19 protein-coding genes and 2 pseudogenes are annotated in these 21,710 nt (G+C 56.6%); 12 read left to right on the top strand and 9 right to left on the bottom strand.

The genetic code is table 11. The features are described from left to right. Positions 1 to 2 precede the first annotated feature (2 nt). From ntrB to KHY18_RS02185, 7 genes are all read left to right on the top strand, one after another. A complete protein-coding gene (ntrB, locus tag KHY18_RS02215) occupies positions 3 to 875 on the top strand; it encodes a nitrate ABC transporter permease (RefSeq protein ID WP_213293821.1) in 873 nt (290 codons plus the stop codon). Continuing rightward, positions 865 to 1,794, top strand: a complete 930-nt coding sequence (locus tag KHY18_RS02210; protein WP_213293819.1) for an ABC transporter ATP-binding protein — start codon at positions 865 to 867, stop codon at positions 1,792 to 1,794. The genes ntrB and KHY18_RS02210 overlap by 11 nt, the downstream gene beginning before the upstream one ends. A gap of 37 nt (positions 1,795 to 1,831) precedes the next feature. Next, entirely contained in the window at positions 1,832 to 2,275 is a 444-nt protein-coding gene (cynS, locus tag KHY18_RS02205) for a cyanase (protein WP_213293817.1), read from the top strand. Between the two features lie 17 nt (positions 2,276 to 2,292). After that, positions 2,293 to 2,952 carry a type IV pili methyl-accepting chemotaxis transducer N-terminal domain-containing protein gene (locus KHY18_RS02200; protein ID WP_213293815.1) on the top strand — a complete coding sequence of 220 codons (660 nt, stop codon included), beginning with the start codon at positions 2,293 to 2,295 and terminating at the stop codon, positions 2,950 to 2,952. 60 nt (positions 2,953 to 3,012) lie between these two features. Then, entirely contained in the window at positions 3,013 to 3,903 is an 891-nt protein-coding gene (locus KHY18_RS02195) for an MBL fold metallo-hydrolase (RefSeq protein WP_213293813.1), read from the top strand. Between the two features lie 75 nt (positions 3,904 to 3,978). After that, positions 3,979 to 5,604, top strand: coding sequence for a sigma-54 interaction domain-containing protein (locus tag KHY18_RS02190; RefSeq protein ID WP_249728850.1), 1,626 nt, complete (start codon positions 3,979 to 3,981; stop codon positions 5,602 to 5,604). 33 nt (positions 5,605 to 5,637) lie between these two features. Then, positions 5,638 to 6,363, top strand: coding sequence for a substrate-binding domain-containing protein (locus tag KHY18_RS02185; protein ID WP_213293811.1), 726 nt, complete (start codon positions 5,638 to 5,640; stop codon positions 6,361 to 6,363). Positions 6,364 to 6,614: 251 nt separating this feature from the next. Here the strand turns inward: KHY18_RS02185 and KHY18_RS02180 are convergent. From KHY18_RS02180 to KHY18_RS02165, 4 genes and pseudogenes are all read right to left on the bottom strand, one after another. After that, a pseudogene (locus KHY18_RS02180) lies at positions 6,615 to 7,302 on the bottom strand (dihydrodipicolinate reductase C-terminal domain-containing protein). A gap of 225 nt (positions 7,303 to 7,527) precedes the next feature. Next, on the bottom strand, positions 7,528 to 7,920 hold the full coding sequence (locus KHY18_RS27395) for a helix-turn-helix domain-containing protein (RefSeq protein ID WP_213293808.1): 393 nt from the start codon (positions 7,918 to 7,920) through the stop codon (positions 7,528 to 7,530). Positions 7,921 to 7,947: 27 nt separating this feature from the next. Continuing rightward, positions 7,948 to 9,111 carry a trans-sulfuration enzyme family protein gene (locus KHY18_RS02170; RefSeq protein ID WP_249728849.1) on the bottom strand — a complete coding sequence of 388 codons (1,164 nt, stop codon included), beginning with the start codon at positions 9,109 to 9,111 and terminating at the stop codon, positions 7,948 to 7,950. Positions 9,112 to 9,130: 19 nt separating this feature from the next. Next, positions 9,131 to 10,000, bottom strand: a complete 870-nt coding sequence (locus KHY18_RS02165) for a tripartite tricarboxylate transporter substrate-binding protein (RefSeq protein WP_349630234.1) — start codon at positions 9,998 to 10,000, stop codon at positions 9,131 to 9,133. A gap of 276 nt (positions 10,001 to 10,276) precedes the next feature. Between KHY18_RS02165 and KHY18_RS02160 the strand changes: the two genes are divergently transcribed. Continuing rightward, positions 10,277 to 11,179: a LysR substrate-binding domain-containing protein gene (locus KHY18_RS02160; protein WP_213293806.1), complete on the top strand. Its 903-nt coding sequence runs from the start codon at positions 10,277 to 10,279 to the stop codon at positions 11,177 to 11,179. A gap of 375 nt (positions 11,180 to 11,554) precedes the next feature. Further along, positions 11,555 to 13,000, top strand: a complete 1,446-nt coding sequence (locus tag KHY18_RS02155) for a hypothetical protein (protein ID WP_213293804.1) — start codon at positions 11,555 to 11,557, stop codon at positions 12,998 to 13,000. A gap of 167 nt (positions 13,001 to 13,167) precedes the next feature. Here KHY18_RS02155 and KHY18_RS02150 read toward each other — a convergent pair. The 4 genes and pseudogenes from KHY18_RS02150 to KHY18_RS02135 form a co-directional block, all read right to left on the bottom strand. After that, positions 13,168 to 13,392 (bottom strand): annotated as a pseudogene (locus KHY18_RS02150) (transposase); the annotation flags it as partial. A gap of 325 nt (positions 13,393 to 13,717) precedes the next feature. Continuing rightward, positions 13,718 to 14,602, bottom strand: a complete 885-nt coding sequence (locus KHY18_RS02145; RefSeq protein WP_213293802.1) for a hypothetical protein — start codon at positions 14,600 to 14,602, stop codon at positions 13,718 to 13,720. A 1-nt stretch (position 14,603) separates the two neighbouring features. After that, on the bottom strand, positions 14,604 to 17,228 hold the full coding sequence (locus KHY18_RS02140; RefSeq protein ID WP_213293800.1) for a S8 family peptidase: 2,625 nt from the start codon (positions 17,226 to 17,228) through the stop codon (positions 14,604 to 14,606). Continuing rightward, positions 17,143 to 18,180 (bottom strand): AAA family ATPase, encoded by a 1,038-nt coding sequence (locus KHY18_RS02135; protein WP_249728848.1) that lies wholly within the window; start codon positions 18,178 to 18,180, stop codon positions 17,143 to 17,145. Before KHY18_RS02135 ends, KHY18_RS02140 begins: the two co-directional genes overlap by 86 nt. A 714-nt stretch (positions 18,181 to 18,894) precedes the next feature. On the opposite strand from KHY18_RS02135, the gene KHY18_RS02130 reads away from it, so the two are divergent. From KHY18_RS02130 to KHY18_RS26930, 3 genes are all read left to right on the top strand, one after another. Then, positions 18,895 to 19,203: a DUF1153 domain-containing protein gene (locus KHY18_RS02130; RefSeq protein WP_213293798.1), complete on the top strand. Its 309-nt coding sequence runs from the start codon at positions 18,895 to 18,897 to the stop codon at positions 19,201 to 19,203. 90 nt (positions 19,204 to 19,293) lie between these two features. Beyond that, positions 19,294 to 19,683, top strand: coding sequence for a DDE-type integrase/transposase/recombinase (locus tag KHY18_RS27335; protein WP_349630233.1), 390 nt, complete (start codon positions 19,294 to 19,296; stop codon positions 19,681 to 19,683). A 33-nt stretch (positions 19,684 to 19,716) separates the two neighbouring features. Beyond that, positions 19,717 to 20,022: an integrase core domain-containing protein gene (locus tag KHY18_RS26930; protein WP_349630232.1), complete on the top strand. Its 306-nt coding sequence runs from the start codon at positions 19,717 to 19,719 to the stop codon at positions 20,020 to 20,022. Positions 20,023 to 20,247: 225 nt separating this feature from the next. Here the strand turns inward: KHY18_RS26930 and KHY18_RS02120 are convergent, their stop codons facing one another. Further along, positions 20,248 to 21,696, bottom strand: coding sequence for a T6SS phospholipase effector Tle1-like catalytic domain-containing protein (locus tag KHY18_RS02120; protein ID WP_213293796.1), 1,449 nt, complete (start codon positions 21,694 to 21,696; stop codon positions 20,248 to 20,250). Positions 21,697 to 21,710: the final 14 nt, after the last annotated feature.

Genomic DNA, 21,710 nt, shown 5'->3' with positions numbered 1-21,710 from the left:
CCATGTCCTCTTCCAAGAAACTCCGGCTTCAGGCCGGCCTGCTGTCCTTGCTGCTGCTGCTGGCCATCCTGCTCCTATGGCATGTCGCCACGCTGCCGACCAAGGCAGTCCAGCCCGAGCTGACAGCCGAGCAGCGCGAGTACGCCCAGCTGATGGGCAAGGATTCCGCCAGCGGCGCCAGCACCTCGGCCAAATCCTCGTTCCCGACCCTGGCCGACATGGGCAACACCATTGCCCGGCAACTGGCGAACCCTTTCTACGACAACGGGCCCAACGACAAGGGCATAGGCATACAGGTCGCCTACTCGCTGGCCCGGGTCGCGCTGGGCTTTTCGCTCGCCGCGCTGATCGCCATTCCGTTGGGATTTCTCATCGGCATGAGTCCGCTGGCCTACCGTGCGCTGGACCCGTTCATCCAGGTGCTCAAACCGATTTCGCCCCTCGCATGGATGCCGATTGCTCTCTACACCATCAAGGATTCATCGCTTTCCGGCATCTTCGTGATTCTCATCTGTTCCATCTGGCCGATGCTGACCAACACCGCTTTCGGCGTGGCCGGCGTGCGCCGCGAGTGGCTAAACGTGGCCAGTACGCTGGAGGTGCGTCCCATGCGCAAGGCGCTGCAGGTCATCCTTCCCGCTGCGGCGCCGACCATTCTCACCGGCATGCGCATCAGCATGGGGATTGCCTGGCTGGTCATCGTCGCCGCCGAGATGCTGGTCGGCGGAACTGGGATTGGCTACTTCGTATGGAACGAGTGGAACAACCTCTCGCTCACCAACGTGATTTTCGCGATTCTTGTGATCGGCCTGGTGGGCATGGCCCTCGACATGGGGTTTGCCAAGGCGCAGAAGGCGGTGACGTATGCAGACTGAGGAACAAAAGCTGGCAAAGGCGCAAGCCTTTCTCCGCGTCGAAGGTCTGAGCAAGACCTATGTTGCGGGTGCAGAGCCCGTCTTCGACAGTGTCAACTTCGACCTGGCCAAGGGCGAATTTGCCTGCATTGTGGGCCATTCCGGCTGCGGCAAGACGACCATTCTCAACGTGCTGGCGGGCTTGGAGACGGCCAGCGGTGGTGTGGTCATCATGAACGGCCGCGAGATCTCGGGCCCCAGCCTGGAACGCGGCGTGGTTTTCCAAGGGCATGCCCTGATGCCCTGGCTGACGGTGCGCAAGAACATTGCCTTCGCAGTGCGCAGCAAGTGGCCGCAATGGAGCGCCTCCCAGATCAAGGAGCATGTGGAGAAGTACGTCGATCTGGTGGGGCTCAAGCATGCGATCGACAAGCTGCCGTCGGCCTTGTCCGGCGGCATGAAACAGCGCGTCGGGATTGCCCGCGCCTTTGCCATCGAGCCCAAGATGCTGTTGCTCGACGAGCCCTTTGGCGCGCTTGATGCCTTGACGCGGGGCACCATCCAGGACGAGTTGCTGCGCATCTGCCGCGAGACCCGCCAGACGGTTTTCATGATCACGCACGATGTCGATGAAGCCATTTTGCTGGCCGACAAGATATTGCTGATGAGCAATGGTCCGCAGGCCCGGATTGCCGAAATCGTGGTCAATACCCTGCCTCAAGACCGCCAGCGCGCAACGCTTCACCGTGATCCGCAGTACTACGGGATTCGCAACCATCTGGTCGATTTCCTTGTGGCGCGCTCCAGGGATTTGTCCAAAGGACGTGGGCCGACCACGCCGCCGTTTGTGCGTCCCGGCCTGGACACAGTCAGCGCCTCGAATGACCGAGTCATAGAGCCGCCTGCAGCGGCCCCTGTACATCTGCAGCGCGTCGTCTGAACCCCGCGATTTTTACCTCTCACCTAAAGGAAGTCCCATGAGCCGTCTCGAAGTCACCGAAAAGATCATCGCCGCCAAAGTTGCCAAGGAGCTGAAGTGGTCGGAAGTCGCCGCCAAGGTCGGCCTCAGCAAGGAGTGGGTCACTTCCGCCTGCCTGGGCCAGATGACGCTGAGCAAGCCCCACGCCGCCATCCTGGCGGAGATATTCGGGCTTTCCGCGGAAGACGCCAAGTGGCTGACCGTCACCCCCTACAAAGGCTCGCTGCCCACGGCCGTGCCCACCGATCCGCTCATCTATCGGTTCTATGAAATGGTGAACGTGTACGGCACCACCTTCAAGGAGCTGATCCACGAGGAGTTTGGCGACGGCATCATGAGCGCCATCGACTTCAAGATGGACCTGCAGCGCGAGAACGATCCCAACGGCGACCGTGTACGCATCGTCATGAGCGGCAAGTTTCTGCCCTACAAGCAATACTGAATTCAGGAGTGGACTCGATGGTGCTCAATGCAGCCGAAGGTGCGCATGTACAGGCCAGCATGTCGCTGGTGAATCTGGCCGCGCGCCAGCGCATGCTGTCGCAGCGCCTGCTATTGCAGGCACTGCTGGCCGCGAATGGCGACAAGGCCCAGCACCAGGCGGCCAAGGAGTCTCTGGCGCTTTTCTCCAGCAGTCAGAAGCAGCTGGAGAATGTGCAAGTCCAGGGAGCCAAGGACGATGTCCGGGCCAAGGCGATTCGTGACATCTACCATGGTGCGAACGGCGTGGCGGGTACCATCCGGGATTTTCAGCTGGCCATGAAGGCCACCCTGGCCGCCATACTCACGCGCGCCGATGCTGCAGCCGAGCACATCGCGGCCGTGGTCGAGCGCAACGATGCCGTTCTTGCGGCCTTGAATCAAGCCACCGCCGTGTTCGACGCCGTCGCCGCGTCGCGCACGGCCGACGTGAGAAAGCATCTTGCCGATGTCGTCAGCTCCATCCAGCGGGTCGCGCGCGAAGCCCAGGTTGTCAGCTTCAATGCCCGGGTGATGGCCGCGCGGGCCGGTGACCATGGGCGGGAATTCAACGTGGTGGCGCAGGTGCTGATCCGCATCACGCAGCAGGTCGACGAGCTTTCGGTGCAAGCCATGGGTATCGTGCGTGAATTGCACTGAGCGCACCTGTATGCAGCACGGCAATATCTACCTTGTTTGCGCCGACGCAGCCGTCGCTGTATGAAGCTCTGCGTCAAGCCCCTCGTCGAGGCCTTCTTCGATGCCGCCACCTCGACCTTCACCTATGTGCTGTATTCAGCAGAGGGCAGCGAGTGCGCGATCATCGACTCGGTGCTTGACTTCGAGCCGCGGGCGGGTAGGACCCATACCCGATCGGCCGATGCCGTCGTGGCTTTTGTGCGGGCGCATGGACTGCGGCTGCAGTGGCTGCTGGAAACCCATGCCCATGCGGACCATCTGTCCGCGGCAGCGTACATACAGCGCCTGCTGGGCGGCACCATTGCCATGGGGGTTGGCATTCGGCAGGTCCAGGGCGCATTTCAGAAGATCTTCCATCTTGCGCCCGAAGTCCGGCTCGACGGTTCTCAGTTCGGCCATCTTTTCGAGGCGGACGAGTCATTTTTTGTCGGTCCGCTGCGCTTGCAGGCACTGCCTGTACCGGGCCACACACCAGCCGACATGGCCTATGTCGTTGACAGCGGCGATGGCAAGTTCCCGATCGCATTCGTCGGCGACACACTCTTCATGCCCGATGTCGGCAGCGCGCGCTGCGACTTCCCGGGCGGCAATGCACAAACCCTTTACCGATCGGTCCAGCGTCTGCTGCAATTGCCGCCCGAAACCGTCTTGCTGCTGTGCCACGACTACCCACCCGCCGGGCGCTCGCCATGCTTTCAAAGCACGGTCGCCGAACAGCGGCGCTCGAACATCCATTTGCGAGATTCGATTTCCGAAGCGCAATTTGTTGCGCTGCGAGAACGCCGCGATGCCTCGCTGGACATGCCGGCGTTGATCCTTGCTGCCATCCAGGTGAACATGCAGGCGGGCGAGCTGCCGCCTCCCGAGGCGAACGGCGTGCGCTACCTGAAGATTCCCCTCAATGTCTGGTAGCTTGCCCACCATCCTGGTGCATGGTTTTTTGCACTCCCGCCGCATCGCGGCCGACCTTTGAGCAGGGAGCCAGTGATGGCGCAAGGACCCGAATACACCGGCGCAACCAGCCGCGATGAGCCGACCTGGCGGGAGCAGGAGCAGCTGCTGCTGGGCGAGGTCATGCGCCTCGTCGGCAAGAGTCTTGCACCGGACATGGTCTTCCGGGAAATGCTGCATTTGATGTCGGAGCTGCTGGGGCTCAATCGAGGCCGTATCGTGCTGCTGGACGCGTTGGACGACGGCATGGGCCGGCCGCTTGCTTTCGATGAAGGGGCATCCATCCGCTACGCCTATGGTCTGACAAAGGCCGAGATCGCTTGCGGCAGGTATGCCGTCGGCGAAGGCATCACCGGTGCGGTGCTGGCGACAGGCCAAGCGATCATCGTGCAGGACATCGACGCCGACCCGCGCTTTCTTTCGCGGTCGGTGCAGCGCTCCCAGTTGCCCCCCGAGACGGTGGCCTTCATTGCCGTGCCTATCGAGCTCGCGCGCAAAACGGTAGGCGTGTTGGCGGCGCACCGGATACGTAGGCGCAATCGTGCGATCAGCGAGGATGTCGCCGTGCTGCGGCTTCTGGCGACACTCGCCGGGCAGATACTCCAACTGCGCCAACTGGTGGCGGCGCAAACGCAGGCGCTGCAGAGCAAGAACGAAATGTTGAGCAAGGCGCTCGAATCGGCGACGGCGCGCTACGGGATCATCGGACGCTCGCCCAGCTTGCTGCGGGCGCTGCAAGAGCTAGAGCGGGTATCCAGGGCCTCGGCCAGCGTGCTGCTGTTGGGCGAATCCGGTACGGGAAAGGAATTGTTCGCCCGGGCGCTGCACCTGGGCAGTGACCGGCATGATGGTCCGTTCATCAAGGTGAACTGCGCGGCCATACCCGATACGCTGTTCGAGTCTGAACTTTTTGGCTACGAGAAGGGGGCATTCAGTGGTGCCTCGACCTCCCGCGCCGGCTGGTTCGAGCAGGCCCATCAAGGAAGCATCTTCCTCGATGAGATCGGAGAAATGCCGCTGGCGATGCAAGCCAAGCTGCTGCGCACGCTCCAGGAGGGAGTCATCGTTCGGCTGGGTGCAAAAAAGGAAATGGCCATCAGTGTTCGCGTGGTCGCGGCGACAAACAGAGACCTGGCCGTCGAAGTGGAGCAAGGGCGCTTTCGCCAGGATTTGTTCTATCGCCTGAATGTGATCCCGATCCGGCTGCCGTCGCTGTCAGAGCGGCGCGAGGATATTCGGCCGCTGGCCATGCATTTCCTCAACAAGACCAATCAGCAGAACCAGCGCAACGTGCATTTCACGGCGCAGGCGCTGGAGGCTTTGGAGGAGCAGGCCTGGCCGGGCAACATTCGGGAGCTGGCTAATGTCATTGAGCGGACCGTGCTTTTGACGGATCAGTCAACGGTTTCGCGCAAGGAATTGGCCGCCTGGCTGCCCGATGCCAAACCGGCAGCCCAGCGTGGAAAACAGGACATGCTCCACAGGCCAGCAATGGCGCGCGTGCCGCTGATCAGAGATTACCAGCCACGCAATTCGCACGACGAAACCGAGCTGCGCAAGGCCATGGACCTCCACGGCGGCAACCAGACGCGTGCGGCCCAGTCACTGGGTCTGACGCTCAGGCAGTTCGCGTACCGTTGGAAGCGGCTCAATCAGCGATGACAAATGCCGGATCAGGCCGCAGGCGCAGAACAGATGCTTGACCAGGCCAGACGGCTGCTCGAAGACCTGGGTGAACCCCAGGAGTTCGAAAGTACGTTTCGACTGGGCGTCACGGAGCTGATTGCGATGACCTGGCTGGCCGATCTGAGCCAAGCGCTACGCTGCGCCTATCCCCGATTGCGTCTCGAAGTGGAAGTGCGCAACCGCTGTGTGATCCTCGATGAGATGAATCGGGGCAAATACGACGTCGCCTTGCTTCTCGGGTCTTTGTGGGGCCGGATTGTTGACGCCGTCCCCCTGCGCACGCTGGAGCGCGCATGGATGGCCAGCCCCAAGATGGGAATACCGCGGCATGTGCTTTCGGTGGAAGAGCTGTCGGAATACCCGATCGCCAGCCAATTTCCGGACAACATCCACGCCCAGCTGCAAAGTGCGTGGTTCACGCGCGCCGGCTTTCCGCTGCGCAACCTGGTGCAGGCCGATGGCTTCGCGGTGCTGGGCGAGATGGCGCGCACCGGCATTGCGGTCGCACAGCTGCCCGTCGGTTACTACACGCCCGAGCTCAAACGCAAGCAACTGGTACGGCTCAAGGTGGAGCCCGAGTTGCCCGACGTCGAGTACTTCGCCATCTATCGCCGTGCGATTGGCCACGCACTGGCAGGCGCGGTCGCCAATATAGCCAAGGAACACTGCAACTTCGCCGCGACTTCGACCATTCAGTCAGTGGAACAGCGCTACGCACAAAAGCCCGTACGCTGAGAATACCTGCACCTTGCAACCAGCCGATTTGGGTCAGCATCTGAAGGCGAGATGCACCGTTCGGTGCTATGGGTGAGACGTTACATCAGCGCTAAAGGGCTAGGCAAGCCGTCCAGCAAACCGCGGGAAGGCCTCAATCTTTCCATCTGATTTGTGTCGATACTTTAGGAGAGAGCAAAAAGAAATGGGCTGCATTGTCCGGTCGAATCCACGGCCGTAAGCGGTCGTCAGAAGTTTATGCTTGACGGTGTTCAGAGCCAACGCTTCTCGATGAACTCGGTAATCGAGTAGGCCCGATTTAGTAGCTTTCGCTCAGTCACGGCAGCTATGATCTGCTGTACGCCGCTAGCATAAGGCGAGTCGCCAACGACTCTCGATTCCATCTCTATTTGGCAAGAACTGTCATTAATTCTGATTCGATGGAAGGCATGTCGAGCCAGATGCTCTTCGCGAATTTTGAGCTCGCCTTTTTGAATTGCTGGATCACGAACTGATGCAATCTCGTCTATGGGAATGCGCAATGCGTTGGCAATAGCGACAGCGGTGCCTGGGACAGACTTTTTAGATGCTTGGTGGGATTCGGTTAGCTGCAAATCATAGCCACTGAACAAGCTGCCTGAGGATTCCAACATATGCATAAATTTCAGCATCAGGATATTGGTGTTCGGGCAGAGCACAATGGGAAAGCAGACACCAAGGGATTCAATCGCCGAACCTGTGGATAGTTCATGTGGATAGTTCAATGAGTACCGAGGATGTGCGGGCACAAAAATTGGATATTGTCTGGAGTTCTCGGCCCGAGCCTGCATGAACAACTATGCTTCGTTCACTCGAGGCGGGCTCACCTTGCCAAGGTGAAATTGTTTGTCCTTGGGTGGAACTGAGTGATTTCAACAACTCTGAACTAAGTTTTCCGGTACCGGCGACAAAGACTTGCATTGATTAAATTTACCCGTTCGACTACGATTTTTGCCCTCCATCGTATCGTGAAAGCCATAGAGTGAACTTCTCATTGGGGTCGCTATGAGCCGGTCTTGGCATGCAGAAACGGACCTTGGGGTCTTTGAGCCGGCACTAAGAGAACCGCACAATCAAACCGCCGGTCCTGGTGAAACGGCGTTTCAGGACAGGCAGCGTTGAAGCTTTTGGGCTGGCTGCTGCTGTTCAAGCCTTGGACCGTGAAAGGCTCGGATCAGCCGGAAGTGGGTGGGTCAGTCCCAAGGGACCCGTGTGGAACGCCAGCAGTTGCGCATCCAAGCAATTACAAGTGCTAAGGACGCTGCCCGTGGCGTGCCTGAGGCGAAGGCCTGTTGCTCTGCAAGCTTCTTGCACCCCCGGCCACTGAGCGCCGAACTCGTCCTCCCGCTTGCGGATGACCTTGGTCACCGCTGACGGCGTCAGTCGCGCACGCTGACCGGCGCGCTGAAAGCTGCCGGTCTCATGATGGCCCGAAAGGACAGTGCCGAGCAGGCATTTCCCAGAAACGCGTGTTGGCCCATCGACTTCACGCCGGTGGACGCGCTGAGGCTCACCGAGCTGACCGGCATCGCGCAGCAAGAGTTGGCGCGCTGCAGGCCCACCGGACTAGTCTGTCCGCAGGATGGCGTTTTGCAACGCCTGCTTAAGATCCAGTGCGAGTTTCTCCACTGGCTCCAAGCCGATAGCCAGGCGCACAATGCCGCCAATGACCTGGCAATGCTTTCTCTTCGCCTGCTCGGTGCCCGGGTAGTAAGCTGCAAGGCTATGCACGCCGCCCCAGCTGGCGCCAATCTGGAACACCTGCAGCGCTTCGAAGAAGCGATGCATCTGCGCGCCAGACTGGAACGCCGGCACGAAGGACAGCACGCTGCCCCCGCCCTGGAACGAGGCCGCCCAGCGCGCGTGGCCGTGGTCGCCGGGGTGCGGCGGGAACAGTACGCTGGTCACCGATGCATGGCAGGCGAGCAGCTCGGCGACGGCCAAGGCCGAGGCGCACTGGTGGGTGTAGCGCAGCGCAAAGGTATCCAAACCGCGCAGCGCGAGAAAGCAATCATCCGGGCTCACAGCCTGGCCTAGTACGCTTTGCGCCGTGCGGAACTTCTCATAGAGCGCACGGCTATCGGTTGCAATGCTGCCCAGCAGCAAGTCGGAGTGTCCGCCGAACCATTTCGACGCGGCTTCGACCACGATGTCGACGCCGGCCACCACGCCTTGGAAACCCAGCGGCGATGCCCAGCTGTTGTCGAGCACGGTCAGCACGCCGGCGGCCTTGGCGGCCTGCACGATGGCTGGAATGTCCTGCATCTCCATCGTCAGCGAGCCAGGCGACTCCATGAAGATGAGTTTGGTGTGGGGCTGGATCAACTGCGCAATCTCCGCGCCCGCGCACGGGTCGTAGGTCTCGCACTGCACGCCGAAGCGCTGCAAATAATCCTGCGCGAAAGTGCGCAGCGGTCCATAGGCGGAATCGGCGATCAACACATGGTCGCCAGCGCTCAACAGCGCCAGACCGACCTGGCACAGCGCGGCCTGGCCGGACGGCGCGGTCACGCAAAAGCGCGCGCCTTCCAGCTGGGCGATGCGCTCTTCCAGCGCGCGCGTCGTCGGGGTTCCGGTCACGCCATAGGTGTAGCCGTCGTACACGCGCTCCTTGCGCGATGTGAAGTCGGCAATGTTGTCGAAAAGCACGGTGGAGGCCCGCCAGACGGCGGGCGAGAGGCTGCGAAAATCGTTCATTCGGGGGCCCACGATGGGCGCTTTCTCTGTCATCTGGATTCCTGTCGGGGCTTTATTCAGGCTTGATGCCAAGGTCGGCGACCACCTTGGCCCACTTCGTGGCTTCGGCGCGCACAAAGGCCATGGTGTCGTCGGGTGCCTTGCTTTGCAGGTTGATCGCCAGGCTGGAGATACGGGCTTGCACGCGCTTGTCGGCCAGCGATGCGGCCGTGGCCTTGTACAGCGTATCGACGATGGGCGCAGGCGTTCTCGCGGGCACAACCAGCGCCCACCACTGGCCGAAGTCCATGCTGGCCAGGCGCAGCTCGTTGGCACAAGGCGTATTGGGCAGTTGGGGAATGCGGCGGCTGCCTGTGACCATCAGCGGCACGATCTTGCCCGCGGCCAGCAGGCTGCTGGCACTGGCCAGCGTGCAGAAGTGGCCCAGCACGATGCCGGCCGCCACATCGGTGAGGGCGGGTGCCGAACCCTTGTACGGAATCAGGTCCAGAGGAACCCTGGTTTCCTTGGCGATCAGACCGGCCGCGAGGTGGCTGATGCTGCCGTTGCCGCTGGTGGCGATGGTGAACGGGTCCGCGGCCCTACGCGCATCGGCCAGGAAGCTGGAGAACTGCCCCGACTTGTATTTCTGCGCGCCCACAAACAGCACCAGCGGGGAGTCGCCCAGCAGCGAAATCGCGGCGGTGTCGTTCATGATGTCGTACGACACGCGCTGGAACACCGACGGTGCGATGGCGTGGGCCAGCTCGATCACGGCCGCGGTGTAGCCATCCGCCGGCGACTTGGCCATGGCGTCAATTCCCAATCGGCCCGATGCCCCGGGGCGGTTGTCGACCACCACGGGCTTGCCCAGCACATCGGTCAGGTTCTGGCCCACCGCCCGGGCCAGCACGTCGGTGCTGCCGCCTGCCGACCAGGGCACGATCAACTTGATGGGCCGGCCAGGGTAAATGGAATCTGCCCATGATTTACCAAAAGGCGCGAGTGCGCCCATGGCCGCGCCGCCCATACCAACCAACGCATTTCGACGATTGAGAGAGTAGTTCATTTGATTGCACCAATGCCTATTGCTGTGCCATACGAAGCCAGATCAACGGCAGGCGTTTATCTGGAAGCCAAGTAGAGACTCTAAAATGGCCACCAATTACAATCAATGACCGAACTGCGGTCATCCATGTTCAAAACTTATAGGCTGGTTATGAATTTTCGCCAAGTCGAGTCTTTCCGGGCGGTGATGATCACGGGCTCGGCCTCACGCGCTGCGGACTTGCTGCAGATCACCCAGCCGGCGATCAGTCGCAGCATCCTGGAGCTGGAGAAAACCACGGGCTTTCAGCTTTTCGATCGCATCCGTGGCCGCCTCGTGCCCACGGCCGAAGGGCAGTTGTTCTTTCGCGATGTCGAGCACACCTTCCAGGGTTTGGACCGGCTGCGCGTGAGCGCCGCGCGCATCCGCGACTTCGGCACGGGAGACATCCGCATGGCCAGCCTCGCGGCCATGGGCTCGACGCTGGTGCCGCATGCGCTGCGGCTGTTTCGCGCCCAGCATCCATCGATCGCCGTGACCCTGCAGGTCGGGGCGTCGTCGACGGTGCGCGAGCTGGTGATGGGCAGCCGCTTCGACGTGGGGCTGGCGGCGGACGAGATCGATGTGTCGGGCCTGGAGCACCAGCTGTTCGCCACGCCCAAGGCCGTGTGCGCCATGCCCGTGGGCCACAGGCTTTGCGAGCGTCAGGTGATCACGCCCGAAGACCTGGCCGACGAACCGTTCATTGCCCTGTCGCCCGAAGACACGGTGCGCCACAAGCTGGAGAAAGTCTTTCAGGCCAGCAATGTGCGGCCCCGGGTGATCGCCGAGACGCCCAACTCGTCCACGGTCTGCGCGCTGGCGATGGAAGGGCTGGGCGTGGGCTTGGTGAACCCGTATGCGGCTGACGGCTACGCCGCGCGCGGCGTGGTTTTCCGGCCGTTCTCGGCCGCCGTGCATTTCCGTACCCTGCTGATCTTTCGGCCCGACCTGCCTAAGTCACGTATCGTGCGTGATCTGTCGTCGTGCCTGTTTGAAGCGCGCAATGCGCGCGCCGAGCGCCTGGTGAACTGATTTCTATCTATCAGGTTTTGTAATGAAATGACATTTTTTGTCATTGTTCCTATGAGGTGGGAAATCTTAAAGTGACGATGAGGGGACCTTATCGTTACTTATTTGAGCGCAGCTCAAGTCGCTGAGCTACGCATTTTTCCGGGGAATCATCTGGCAAAATGCCTTCAGCGGCTGCAATCAGCCAGTAGCAGCTGCGCCCATGAGGCACAATCGGCAAGGAGCGGACCTATGTGACCAGAAGTCGCTTTCGGGTGACCCATCGCCGCTAAAGTGACGCTATGCCGTATGGTCGGGTTTTGACAACTTCCCCTGCGCAACCCGTGAGTAAGCTTTCAAGTGTGTTTCAGCGGCGAATCACGTCTAAGGGGAGAGGGAATGGTGAAGTTTCTAGATATCTATGCCGCTATCGGGTTTGTCGAGAACCCGTTTGGCGTCTTTGCACTTCGCCCAGACGCTCAGGGCGAGCGATTGATGGTAGGGCGAGACGAAGACATTCAGACCGTTGCGCAGCGACTTCATAAGCACGGAAAAATTACCTGCTTGGACGGCCATGTTGGCGTCGGCAAGACAAGCCTGGTGAACGTCGCCGCGTACAAGTGCTTCACGGCCTATCTTGCTGGCGAGACGCCCCAGCTCCTCATTCCCTCACTGACCTCTTACCAGCTCAAGAAGGATGGAAACGTTGATCAGTTCTGCCAGGAAGTCTTTCAGGGCGTGGCGCAGACGTTGCTTAAGTTCGCATCGAACCTGTCCCACTTCGACCTTCCCGAAGGACTGTCCCTGCCGCAGTTGGACGCTTGGCTCAACTCGCCCGTCGTTCAGCATTTGAACGGGCAGGCCGGCGGAGGACTCTCTGTTGGACTTGCCGGTTTGGCGAGTGTGTCGGCGTCTGGCGGCTTGTCGGAATCGTCCCAAGTCAATCAGTCGGCTGGATTTTCTCAGAGCGGTTTCGAAACGCTCGTACGCCGGTGGCTCGACGAAATCTTTGCCGTTCAAGGCAATGGCGGTGTCGTCTGCATCATCGACAACGTCGAGCTGCTCGAAACGGGAGCGGCCGCACGTCGCATGCTTGAGGCGCTTCGCGACAAATTATTCAATGTCAACGGCTTGCGCTGGGTATTCTGCGGCGCTAATGGGGTGATTCACAGCCTCGCATCGTCGCCCCGGTTGACGGCCTTCCTCAGTGCGCCGCTCGAAGTTTCGAACATTCACTCTTCTTCGCTGACAGAACTCATCAAAGCTCGTCTTACAGAGTTTTCAACGAATCCTGAAAAGGCGGAGACTGACCTCCCGATCGAGATTGACGATCTCAAGGACTTGTACTTACTCGTCAACTCGAACTTGCGTGACTTGCTGAGTCTTGCTGACGCGTTCTGCGAATACTGTGGCAACACGCGCCAGCCTCTGAGTTCCAGGGAGAAGCGTGCTAGGTTCGAGAAGTGGCTTCACAAAGCTACGTACGATAAATATCAAGCACTCCAAAGCCGCATTTCAGAAAAGGCGTGGGCGGTTTTGGACATCGCTATGAGCCGTCAATTCAACGGCACCTTCGGTGTCGGTGATTACAACTCTTTCAACAGCAACAGCACCGTTGCCTTCGAGCAAACGACCTTCTCCAAGTGGATCCGCGATTTAGTCAAGCTCGGCCTCCTGAGCAAGTCGATTGATGATGGTCAAGCTGACGACGACGGATTCAATCGCGACGTCTTCTCGGTTACGGCAAACGGGGCACTTGTTCACTATGCGCGCCGCAAGAAGAGCGAGAGCTACTCGGCGGCGCCGCAGGGCGATTGGATGCGACGAGTGCACCATCAGAGTTAGTACCGCAATCACTGGTGGAAAGTGAGTAGCTGAAGTAAGCATACGCTAGCCAGTTATGGCTTTGCCAATATGGCTTTTCAACGGCCGCATTACGTCAACAACACCCAGCCTTTCGAACTTCCGCTCTGGTTCAATAGTGTGAGTTCAGTCTCAACAGCAGCGGTCTGGGCCTCGGCCAGCAAGCGTTTGAGCTTGGAGTTCTCGGATTCAAGCTCCCGCAGCCTCTTGGCATCCGTGGCCTGCATGCCGCCGAACTTGGCCCGCCACTTGTAGAACGTTGCATCGCTGAAACCGCCTTGGCAGCACAGCTCCTTGATGGGCATCCCGGCCTCCGCTTGCTTGAGGAAGCCAATGCTCTGCTCTTCAGTGAATCTGCTCTTTTGCCTATCCATCATTCTCCTGGTTGATGGACTTCGCTAACTTTACGTTGATAGGGCCAGAAGCGGGCAGGTCAGTGACTGTGCAGCCTCTGCGGCGTATGCGCCAGCAGCTTGGCGGCTGCTTGGAGGCAGGGAAGGTTGCGTCCGAAATCCCATCACGTTCGTCGTTGTTCACATTGCGCTGGGGCCGCTGGCCATCCATCAAGATCAGGCCCAGCTTGTCCACGCCGAGGGGGTGGTCATGCGTACAGAACGCCGTCTGATGGTGGTCGGGCGGGTAGTGGACGTGCGCCAGCCATGGGTCTACCTTGGATTCTTCTAAGGCTTCGTACTAAATTTAGCTCTCGAAATTACTTACACCGATGGCTAGGTAGTTGAACCCTATGGATTCAGCATGAGTTTTCCTTACATCGCGGAGAAGCATGGCATCACGCTGCCATTCAAATTGAGTCCAATCCCACGAAGCTGAATCAGTTTGAATAATAATATAAGTTCCCAAGCGCAGTCTGGCTGAAGTTACTCGATCGCTAAAATCAAGTCCTAGATTGAAATGATGCACTTGCTTATTTTTCTTGGAGCTTTCAATATTTTTAATTGAGGCGGCAGCCAAGCTAACAAGTTGCTTTAAGGCGGGCTGCGCAGTACTTATTAAGGAAAGGCCTGCTTTGAAAACTGGAGTTTCAAGTGCTGCAAGTATGGCTTCGCTACCTTTGCTTTCGATGTTTATCGTGCGGCCTTCAAAAGAAATCCCATCATTGGCAACAGTCAATCCTAAGAAAATGGGTGCATTCATCACTGCCGCTGCAGATTTATCATTTGCTGAAAATTTCGTTGCAAATTTTAGCTCTTCATTCTCCGGAAGTACCTGATTTTTCCCGTTGAATTCACATAAAATTGTGTGCTCTCCAGTTCCTGGGTACGATTCAACATAAAACCGGTCTAGCGTGAGCTTTATTCTACTTCCTTGTAGCCTAAGATCTGCACTGATTTCTGATGCGGAAACAATTTCAAGCGTTTTCTGCGGGCTGGTAACTGGTTCTATAAATCCAACAAGCATGCCGCAAGGCAAATATGCCTGATTATATCCAAAAATTCCCTGGGCAGAAACATCTCCATCCATAAACTGCCTGGATCCATTGATGTCGTCAATTGAGAGCAAGTAATCTCCTACGGCTTGAGTAGGTAATGCTCCCAAAGACTTTGCCTTGGTAAATTCAAACATTTCAGTTTCTCCTGGCTGAGTTTCTCGTTCGCTGTTGTTGTCGAGCTTGAACGTGATCACGGATCTCTGCATATACGGATGTGTTGATTGATTGCGCTACTTCCATAGTTATCGCTAGTGCATAAGGCGCCGAAACATTTTTATTTGATTCGTGCTTGCATATGGCTTGAACAGCAATTTCCAATTGAGCATCTGATGCTCTACCATATTGCCACAGAGTCTTCCCGGTTAATTGAAGGTGCGCGACTGTACCTCGTTCCATTGTGGTTTGTACGGGTTGATCTTGGACAAAACCACGTTTGACGCCCTTCCAGAATTTTTGTTCGCCACGTGCATCAACAAGTTTGAGTGTTATTGCACGATAGTCTACTGACGACACAAGAATTGGGGTCGTCCATGCAAGCGTAAAAGTTATTGACCGAAGATCCCTTGTGCGGAGCATATGTTTAGGAATCGGTAACTTATATATATGGCGTTCATTGCCTTTGATAAGATCATCTGCAATTAATGTAATACGATTTTGATCGCCATTCATAACAAAATCAGGGTCGGGTTTTCCAAAACCAACAAAGCGCGTGGTTTGGTTTTTCTCCGATGCACGACGATGATGATCATTTGGATCTTTAATAAGATCAAAAAACATTTTTCCCACACGACCCCACCGAGCGCTATGAACCAGCATTGCCTTAAGAATTGCTGCTCTCGTGGGACGCTCGCTCCAGCGTTCATTATCTTTCTGAAAAACGTTCTCTAAAATTGATGCAATCTGAACGGCCGAACGAGTTGTAAGCGCAGCTGCATCGCTAGTACCCATTGACAATCCGTAGCGATCAGACTCACCAGCTAACCCGGGACGGGCAACTCGGTGTCCCATGCTCTTCGAAGGACTAGAATGCACCTGCACTTTTCCCAATGAATCAACGGAGACTCCCAAAGCTGCTCTTCCTCCATTAGCGGTAAGTTCCGGCTTAACGCTACGATTAAGCCCCAAACCTAATGCTGACCCTAAAGAGATCATCTCTAGACCTTGAAATGGATCAATTTCGGTGATGGGCCCTAACCCACCTCCATCATTATGAAGTGCTCCAACACTCAAGCTGTTTATGGTTTCTGCAGGACATAGAAGTCCACGAGTACCACTAGATTCGCGAAAACTATTGATAAGTAAAGCATCTCGATCCTGAGGGCTCATGTCCAGCAATTCTTGCGGATTTCCGACGCCGATCACCGGTATCGGCGCTTTGATATTTCCAGCACTGACCACAAATAACATTTGGTGGTGATGGCTGTAATAGTCTATTAAACTGGCCCAGGGTGAGCTCATGCGAACGAAGGGCGCATATGTATCACATATTGAATGGTTAACTATAACCACTCTCGACAAAGGAGATGTGTTCTGACCTCGCTCGTTGACTAATGATTTCAGCGCTCGGTAAATAACACCTATGGCCAGTAAACCCCGTGGCATGCCTTCATTTTGTGCTCCCCCTGTTAGCACTGGGATAATAGCAACCCGCGAATCCAAAGGTTCTGAGGAGGTCGAGAGATCTCCATGCACAATGAGCGATGCCATTGCCGTACCATGTCTACGCTCAGCAACTGGTACCTGAGCTGCGGTTACATCGACTTCATGAACAACTATGCGATCCTTTAACGCTTCATGTTGTGTAACAGGATATCCGTCAAGAATCGCAGCAAAACATTGTGTATTGGTATTCGGTAAGGAGGTTTTAGTAAGACTAGGAGCATTCAAAAGTGCTCCCATTTCAGCACCGTCAAATGCGCTTTGCGGCCGGACTCTCATGATGTCATCCAGCCTAGCTAATCCACCTTCCCCATTAATCATTTGCAGTGCAACACTGCCGGGGATTCTCAATAGAACACCCTGATAGTGAATTTCCGGGATTTCGATAAAGTCTGCGAAATCTCCATCGAACTCATTTGCCAGAGCGCGAAGCTTACCTAGCGCCTGATCTCGACGTTCCCGCTCGCTTCGGTACCAAAGATCAACTTCGACCGTCACCATTTCATCTGGCCTAGATTGAAGGAGTGAAACTACGTACTTTGCCAGCGAGGGGTCTATCCTATCTTTAACAGACCACGTTCGAAAATCTGACAAATATCCGAAAATATTCCACAAGCGTGTTTCTTCTGATGTAGAGGCGGCTTTGTTGGAGGTAAAACGATTCCATGCAGCGAGAAGGGTGCGCAAACCTTTCTCACTAGGCATTGTCAAATAAAAAAGTTTTGCGCTAGGAACTGACTCGTCTTCCGAATCAGATTCGTCATCTTCATCCTGCTCATTTACAGTTTCGGATGAGTTGGGATACATGCTACCGAGCCACTCTAGACCAAGCGCTTGCACCGCTTGGTCAAACTTGTCAACAGGACCGATGATTTCTAAAACTAAGGCACGCTCAGGGATGACTGCACGCGGGTCAGCCGCAATTTTTGCATTTTGAGTGAAGTCGACTAACGACTGCGTCGCCGCTTCAAAAGTTCTTCCAAGACGTTCTAACTGTACCGAATATGGTAGTTTTTTAGGGAAGATCGGGCGGCGCTTTGCCGGCAATCTTTCTAGTTTTGCGGGCTCGCGGCTGACTCGAACCACTGGATAGTCGCGCATTTGTCTCCTCATCGGGCACAGTTATGCCAGGCTGGTTCCGCATCCTTTTTAAGACTTGCTCAACTGCCTGTAAAGCATCCAGTCTATCTCCAAAAAGCACCAGCTTTCTTTTCACATCAAGCATAAATTGCTCAATTTCAGCCATGCTCCTACCGGACATTGCTCTTGCAAATTTCTCAAACGATAAAGCGGACCTGTTTCCCAATGAGTCCATGAACTTTTCGTACCACGTTTTCAGCTCTTGCCTTCCAGGCGCAAAAACTTCCAGCCGTACCTGAAACCGGCGCCACACCGCTCGATCCAGCATCTCCGGATGGTTGGTTGCACAAGCAATGATCGCATGACTCGGAAGACGGTCCATTTGCATGAGCAATGAACTTACAACGCGCTTGATCTCCCCTGTCTCCTGATTGTCGCTTCGCTCTTTTCCAATCGCATCAAACTCGTCGAAAAAGAGAACACAAGGCGTGCGTGTGGCGAAATCTATGAGCATCCTAATCCGGGTAGATGTCTCTCCCAGGTAGCTGTCAACGATCGCGTCATAACGAACTGCAAGCAGTGGTAGCGAGAGCTCACTTGCAAGAACCTCTACGAGGCTTGTTTTTCCGTTACCTGGCGGCCCGACGAGAAGAACTGTATGCCTTGGATCTAGAGAATGATTCCGTAGCTTACCTACCTGGGAGTACTCATAGAGTAACTCTTGAATTTCATCTAGGGTTTCAGTAGCGAGAACCAAGTCAGATAACCGCCTTCGAACAGGCATTTGAAACACTAAGTCGGCGATTTGAGGTGGCAGAGAAAAATTAGCCTGAGCTGGTTCGAGCTGGTCTAAAAGCGATCTTTGCTCGACCGACTCTATAGCAGGTCGACTGCTGCGTCGGCTTTCCATCAGCACGTCCAGGGTTCGTTGGAGTGATTTGCGCTGATCTGGGCGAAGATTTGTTGCTCCCATGGCCTTACCTTCCGTATGTTTGATGGCCTGATGTCTCACGCGCGGGAGCATCTGTGCTGGATGTCATGTTAGTGACCGCACTTCCTTGTCCATCAATTAAGGCGATGAGCGCTTGCAGCATAGACCGGAGTGTCTGCAAGTCATGTGTAGTTTGCGGCTTCTCATGCGCGAACATCTTAGCGGGTACCCCGACTCCTTCTAGGTGAGCCGCTGTCTGTCTTGCTAGAACTGTGCTTAGCTTGCTGGCTGTTCTGGAAGTGGCGCGGCCAGTCTCACAAAAACGCAAGATAGTCGAGCGATGCAGGTTAGCCACCCGACCTAATTCACACGCACTTGTCGCACGCAAATGGATGCGTACCAGTTCTTGCAGATCGGGTAGGGAAGCAGTCTTGGGCATAGAGCAGACGTAAGGCAGTTAGCCTGTCGATCATAGATGTAAAGCTCTTAAACCGCAACATTACTGTTGCTTTATGGAAGTGAGTAAAGTTCTATGTAGCGCTAGGCAAAAATAGCGCAACAGAAACGCATCATTTTCGTCATTTGGTGTTGCGTAAAGCAAAACGCAACATCTGCTTGATAACGATCAAGTACGTCTCCTATCTGGCAATGTGGCTACTTAACCCTAGACTCATGGACTCGCATGCTGTCTGCGTTCATTTGTATTGACCCAGTGAAAACCTGCACAGGTCCAAACTTGGAAAAAGTACCTGAAAGATGAAGGCAGAAGACGAGATCAAACGGTGGACGGCAAAGCGTAAGAGCGCGCTGGTGCTGGAGATCATTCAAGGTAAGACGACTGTGGCCGAAGCCAGCCGTGCATATGACCTATCGCCCTTCGACGTCGAAGGCTGGACGGAAGAGGGCAAGCGAGGCATGGAGAACGCCTTACGGGCCAAGCCCGAGGATGTGCGCGAGCAGTACGAGCGACAGTTGCGGGAACTGCAGCAGGCCTATGGTGAAGCCATGCTGGAGCTGCGGGCTCAAAAAAAGCTGCAAGCCTTGCTGGACGAGGAAGGGAAATGATCCTTCGCGTGCAGCAAGGCTTGCTCAGTGATGAAGTGGCGGCCAGCCTGAGCCAACTGTGTCGCTGGTTTTGAAGTACCCCGGCGCACCGTGTACTACCAAGCGGTGAAATCCAAGCCCAAGGTGGCGGCGCAGTTTGCCCAGCCTATCAAGGCAATGATCGAAGAGAACCCCTCGTTCGGCTACCGGACGGTGGCGCATCTGCTGGGGTTCAACAAGAACACCGTGCAGCGTATCTTCCAGATCCGGGGCTGGCGGGTGCGTAAGCGGGCGATTGGCATGCGACCTCGCATCCAGGCCTTGCCATCGGTGGCCAGGGAACCCAACGAGCGCTGGTCGACGGATCTGTGTCGCATCTGGGCAGGGCGAGATGGCTGGGCATCGTTGGCCTTGGTCATTGACTGTCATACACGTGAACTGTTGGGTTGGCACCTGTCTCACACAGGGCGAGCCACCACGGCCGCCAGCGCTTTGGAGTAGGCCCTCATTGCCCGGTTCGGAACGCTGGGCGCTGTGCCCGAGCCATTCCTGCTGCGCTCCGACGATGGACTGGTGTTCACCAGCCGCCATTACAAGGCCCTGGTCAGAAGCTACGGGCTGCTCCAAGAATTCATCATGCCGCATTGCCCGCAACAAAATGGCATGGTTGAACGCGTGATCCGAACGCTCAAGCAGCAATGCGTGCACCGGCACCGCTTCGAGAGCCTGCAGCACGCCAGTCGGCTCATTGGTGACTGGATTGGCTTTTATAACCACCAGCGCCTGCACCAGTCGCTAAAGATGAAGACACCCGCTGAGGCGTTTGCATTAGCGGCCTGACCTGTGCAGAAACTGCTGGGTCAATACAGACCACCTTGCCCTGCTGCAGGCAGCAACTTTGACCCGCATACATCACCGCTCGTACGGACAGAGTATGTCGGCGATGGTGAGATGTACTAGTTCAAAGCTCGCCATGGGCGGACCTGGTCGTTATCAATGCTGCTGCTATTTTTGCATCTTTCTTCTCACGCTTGTTTGCGACGCACATTTCTTAAAGAGCGTGATTTACAGCCTTTCATTGATGGATATTTTGGCCGGATAGAAGTTTTTCATCTGCACATGCGTGCACAAATTGGTCGGGCGGTACGGTGTTTTATTTCCATACACCGAGATGCCATCCAGCGTTTCAAAGCGGTGCCTGACGCTATGGTGCAAAACTGCATCCTCATGGATTTTGCGAACCTCCTGCGTCCAGGTCCAGCGCATTGAGGCCGGCCACCACGCCGGGTACGCGTCACGCATGCTCTCAATCTCACAGTGTTGCATGCCGCGACCGTCTGGAAAAAGATGCAGTCGGTCCGAATCAACGATCAGTGGATGAGGCAGGCTTCTGGCCTGCTCCACCATCCAGTCCAAGGCGATATCTGATAGGCGCGACTCGTCTTCAGCATAACTTCCGCCGATATCGGAATGGTTACCGGCAAACCAGACCTGCTGCAGCCACTCTGGTTCACCGGCGCGGTCTGGCCACTCGCCCACATTCGCCCACGGGACGCGTTTGAAGTCGGAGCGAGTCTCATCAATTGCCAGAGCGTGCCGTGCATATCTGACTCTTGGATTGAGCGAAAGATCATAGAAACGAAAGCGCCACGCAGTGAAATGAAATCTCCAATTTCCCGTTCTCGGGTAGTCACGTATAGATTTGAAATGGGCTTTGAAGCCGCTGACGGCTTGTACAATGGCCACCAGGGCTGCGAGGATTGCAAACGTCTGCCAAAACGCAAACCAAGGAGTCAAAGCCAGGATCCCCGCTGCTAGAGCGACCATGAAGGCAACAAACGTGATGAGCCCGCCCATCATTAAAATGCGCCTGGGGCCAGGGGCTCCCAACGCTGCCACGGTATCGAAAACTCCAATGAAGTAAGGCACCACGTTGGCCTGATTTTCTTCATTGTTGCTCGCATACTTGGCCCTGAACCGGCGGGCTTTCTCGAGTCGCTCCTCCTTCCGTTCGACCTTGTCGCTTCCTGAGCCATGTTCGTACACCTGTTGTACGGCCTCTTCGGCGATTTTTCTCAAGGCGTTGCCGAAGCGGGGCAGGGGGGCTCCATCTCTATTTTGGGTTGGTACACCGCACAAGGACAACACACCGCCCACGCATCTTGCGGTGTAGGCCCCACGGCTGAATCCGAAGAGAAAGATCCGATCGCCTGGTTCGTAATGTTTGAGAATGGACTCGTAGCAGTCAACGATGTTATGGCTCAGTCCTGTTCCGGTGGCTCCGCTCCACAGTTTCTTGAACTTCTGAATGGGCCTGAACGGAATCTTGCCTTCATCATTCTCTGTGCCGAGACCGGCATCGTATGCAGAAATTTGCACATCGGGATTGATCGGGCTTTCGCAGCCTGTCCGGCAGGCGCGGAACAGCTTATAGATGTTGCTCAGGTTCTGGTCTGGCTTCAGGCCGCCCGCCTGACCGGTTCCGTCGGAAAAAATCACGATGTTCTTGGCCATCTCACTCTCCTGCG

This window comes from Acidovorax sp. CCYZU-2555, from assembly GCF_018413525.1.
In the GTDB taxonomy this organism is placed as follows: domain Bacteria; phylum Pseudomonadota; class Gammaproteobacteria; order Burkholderiales; family Burkholderiaceae_C; genus Comamonas.
This window is presented reverse-complemented; position numbering and strand designations above follow the sequence as displayed.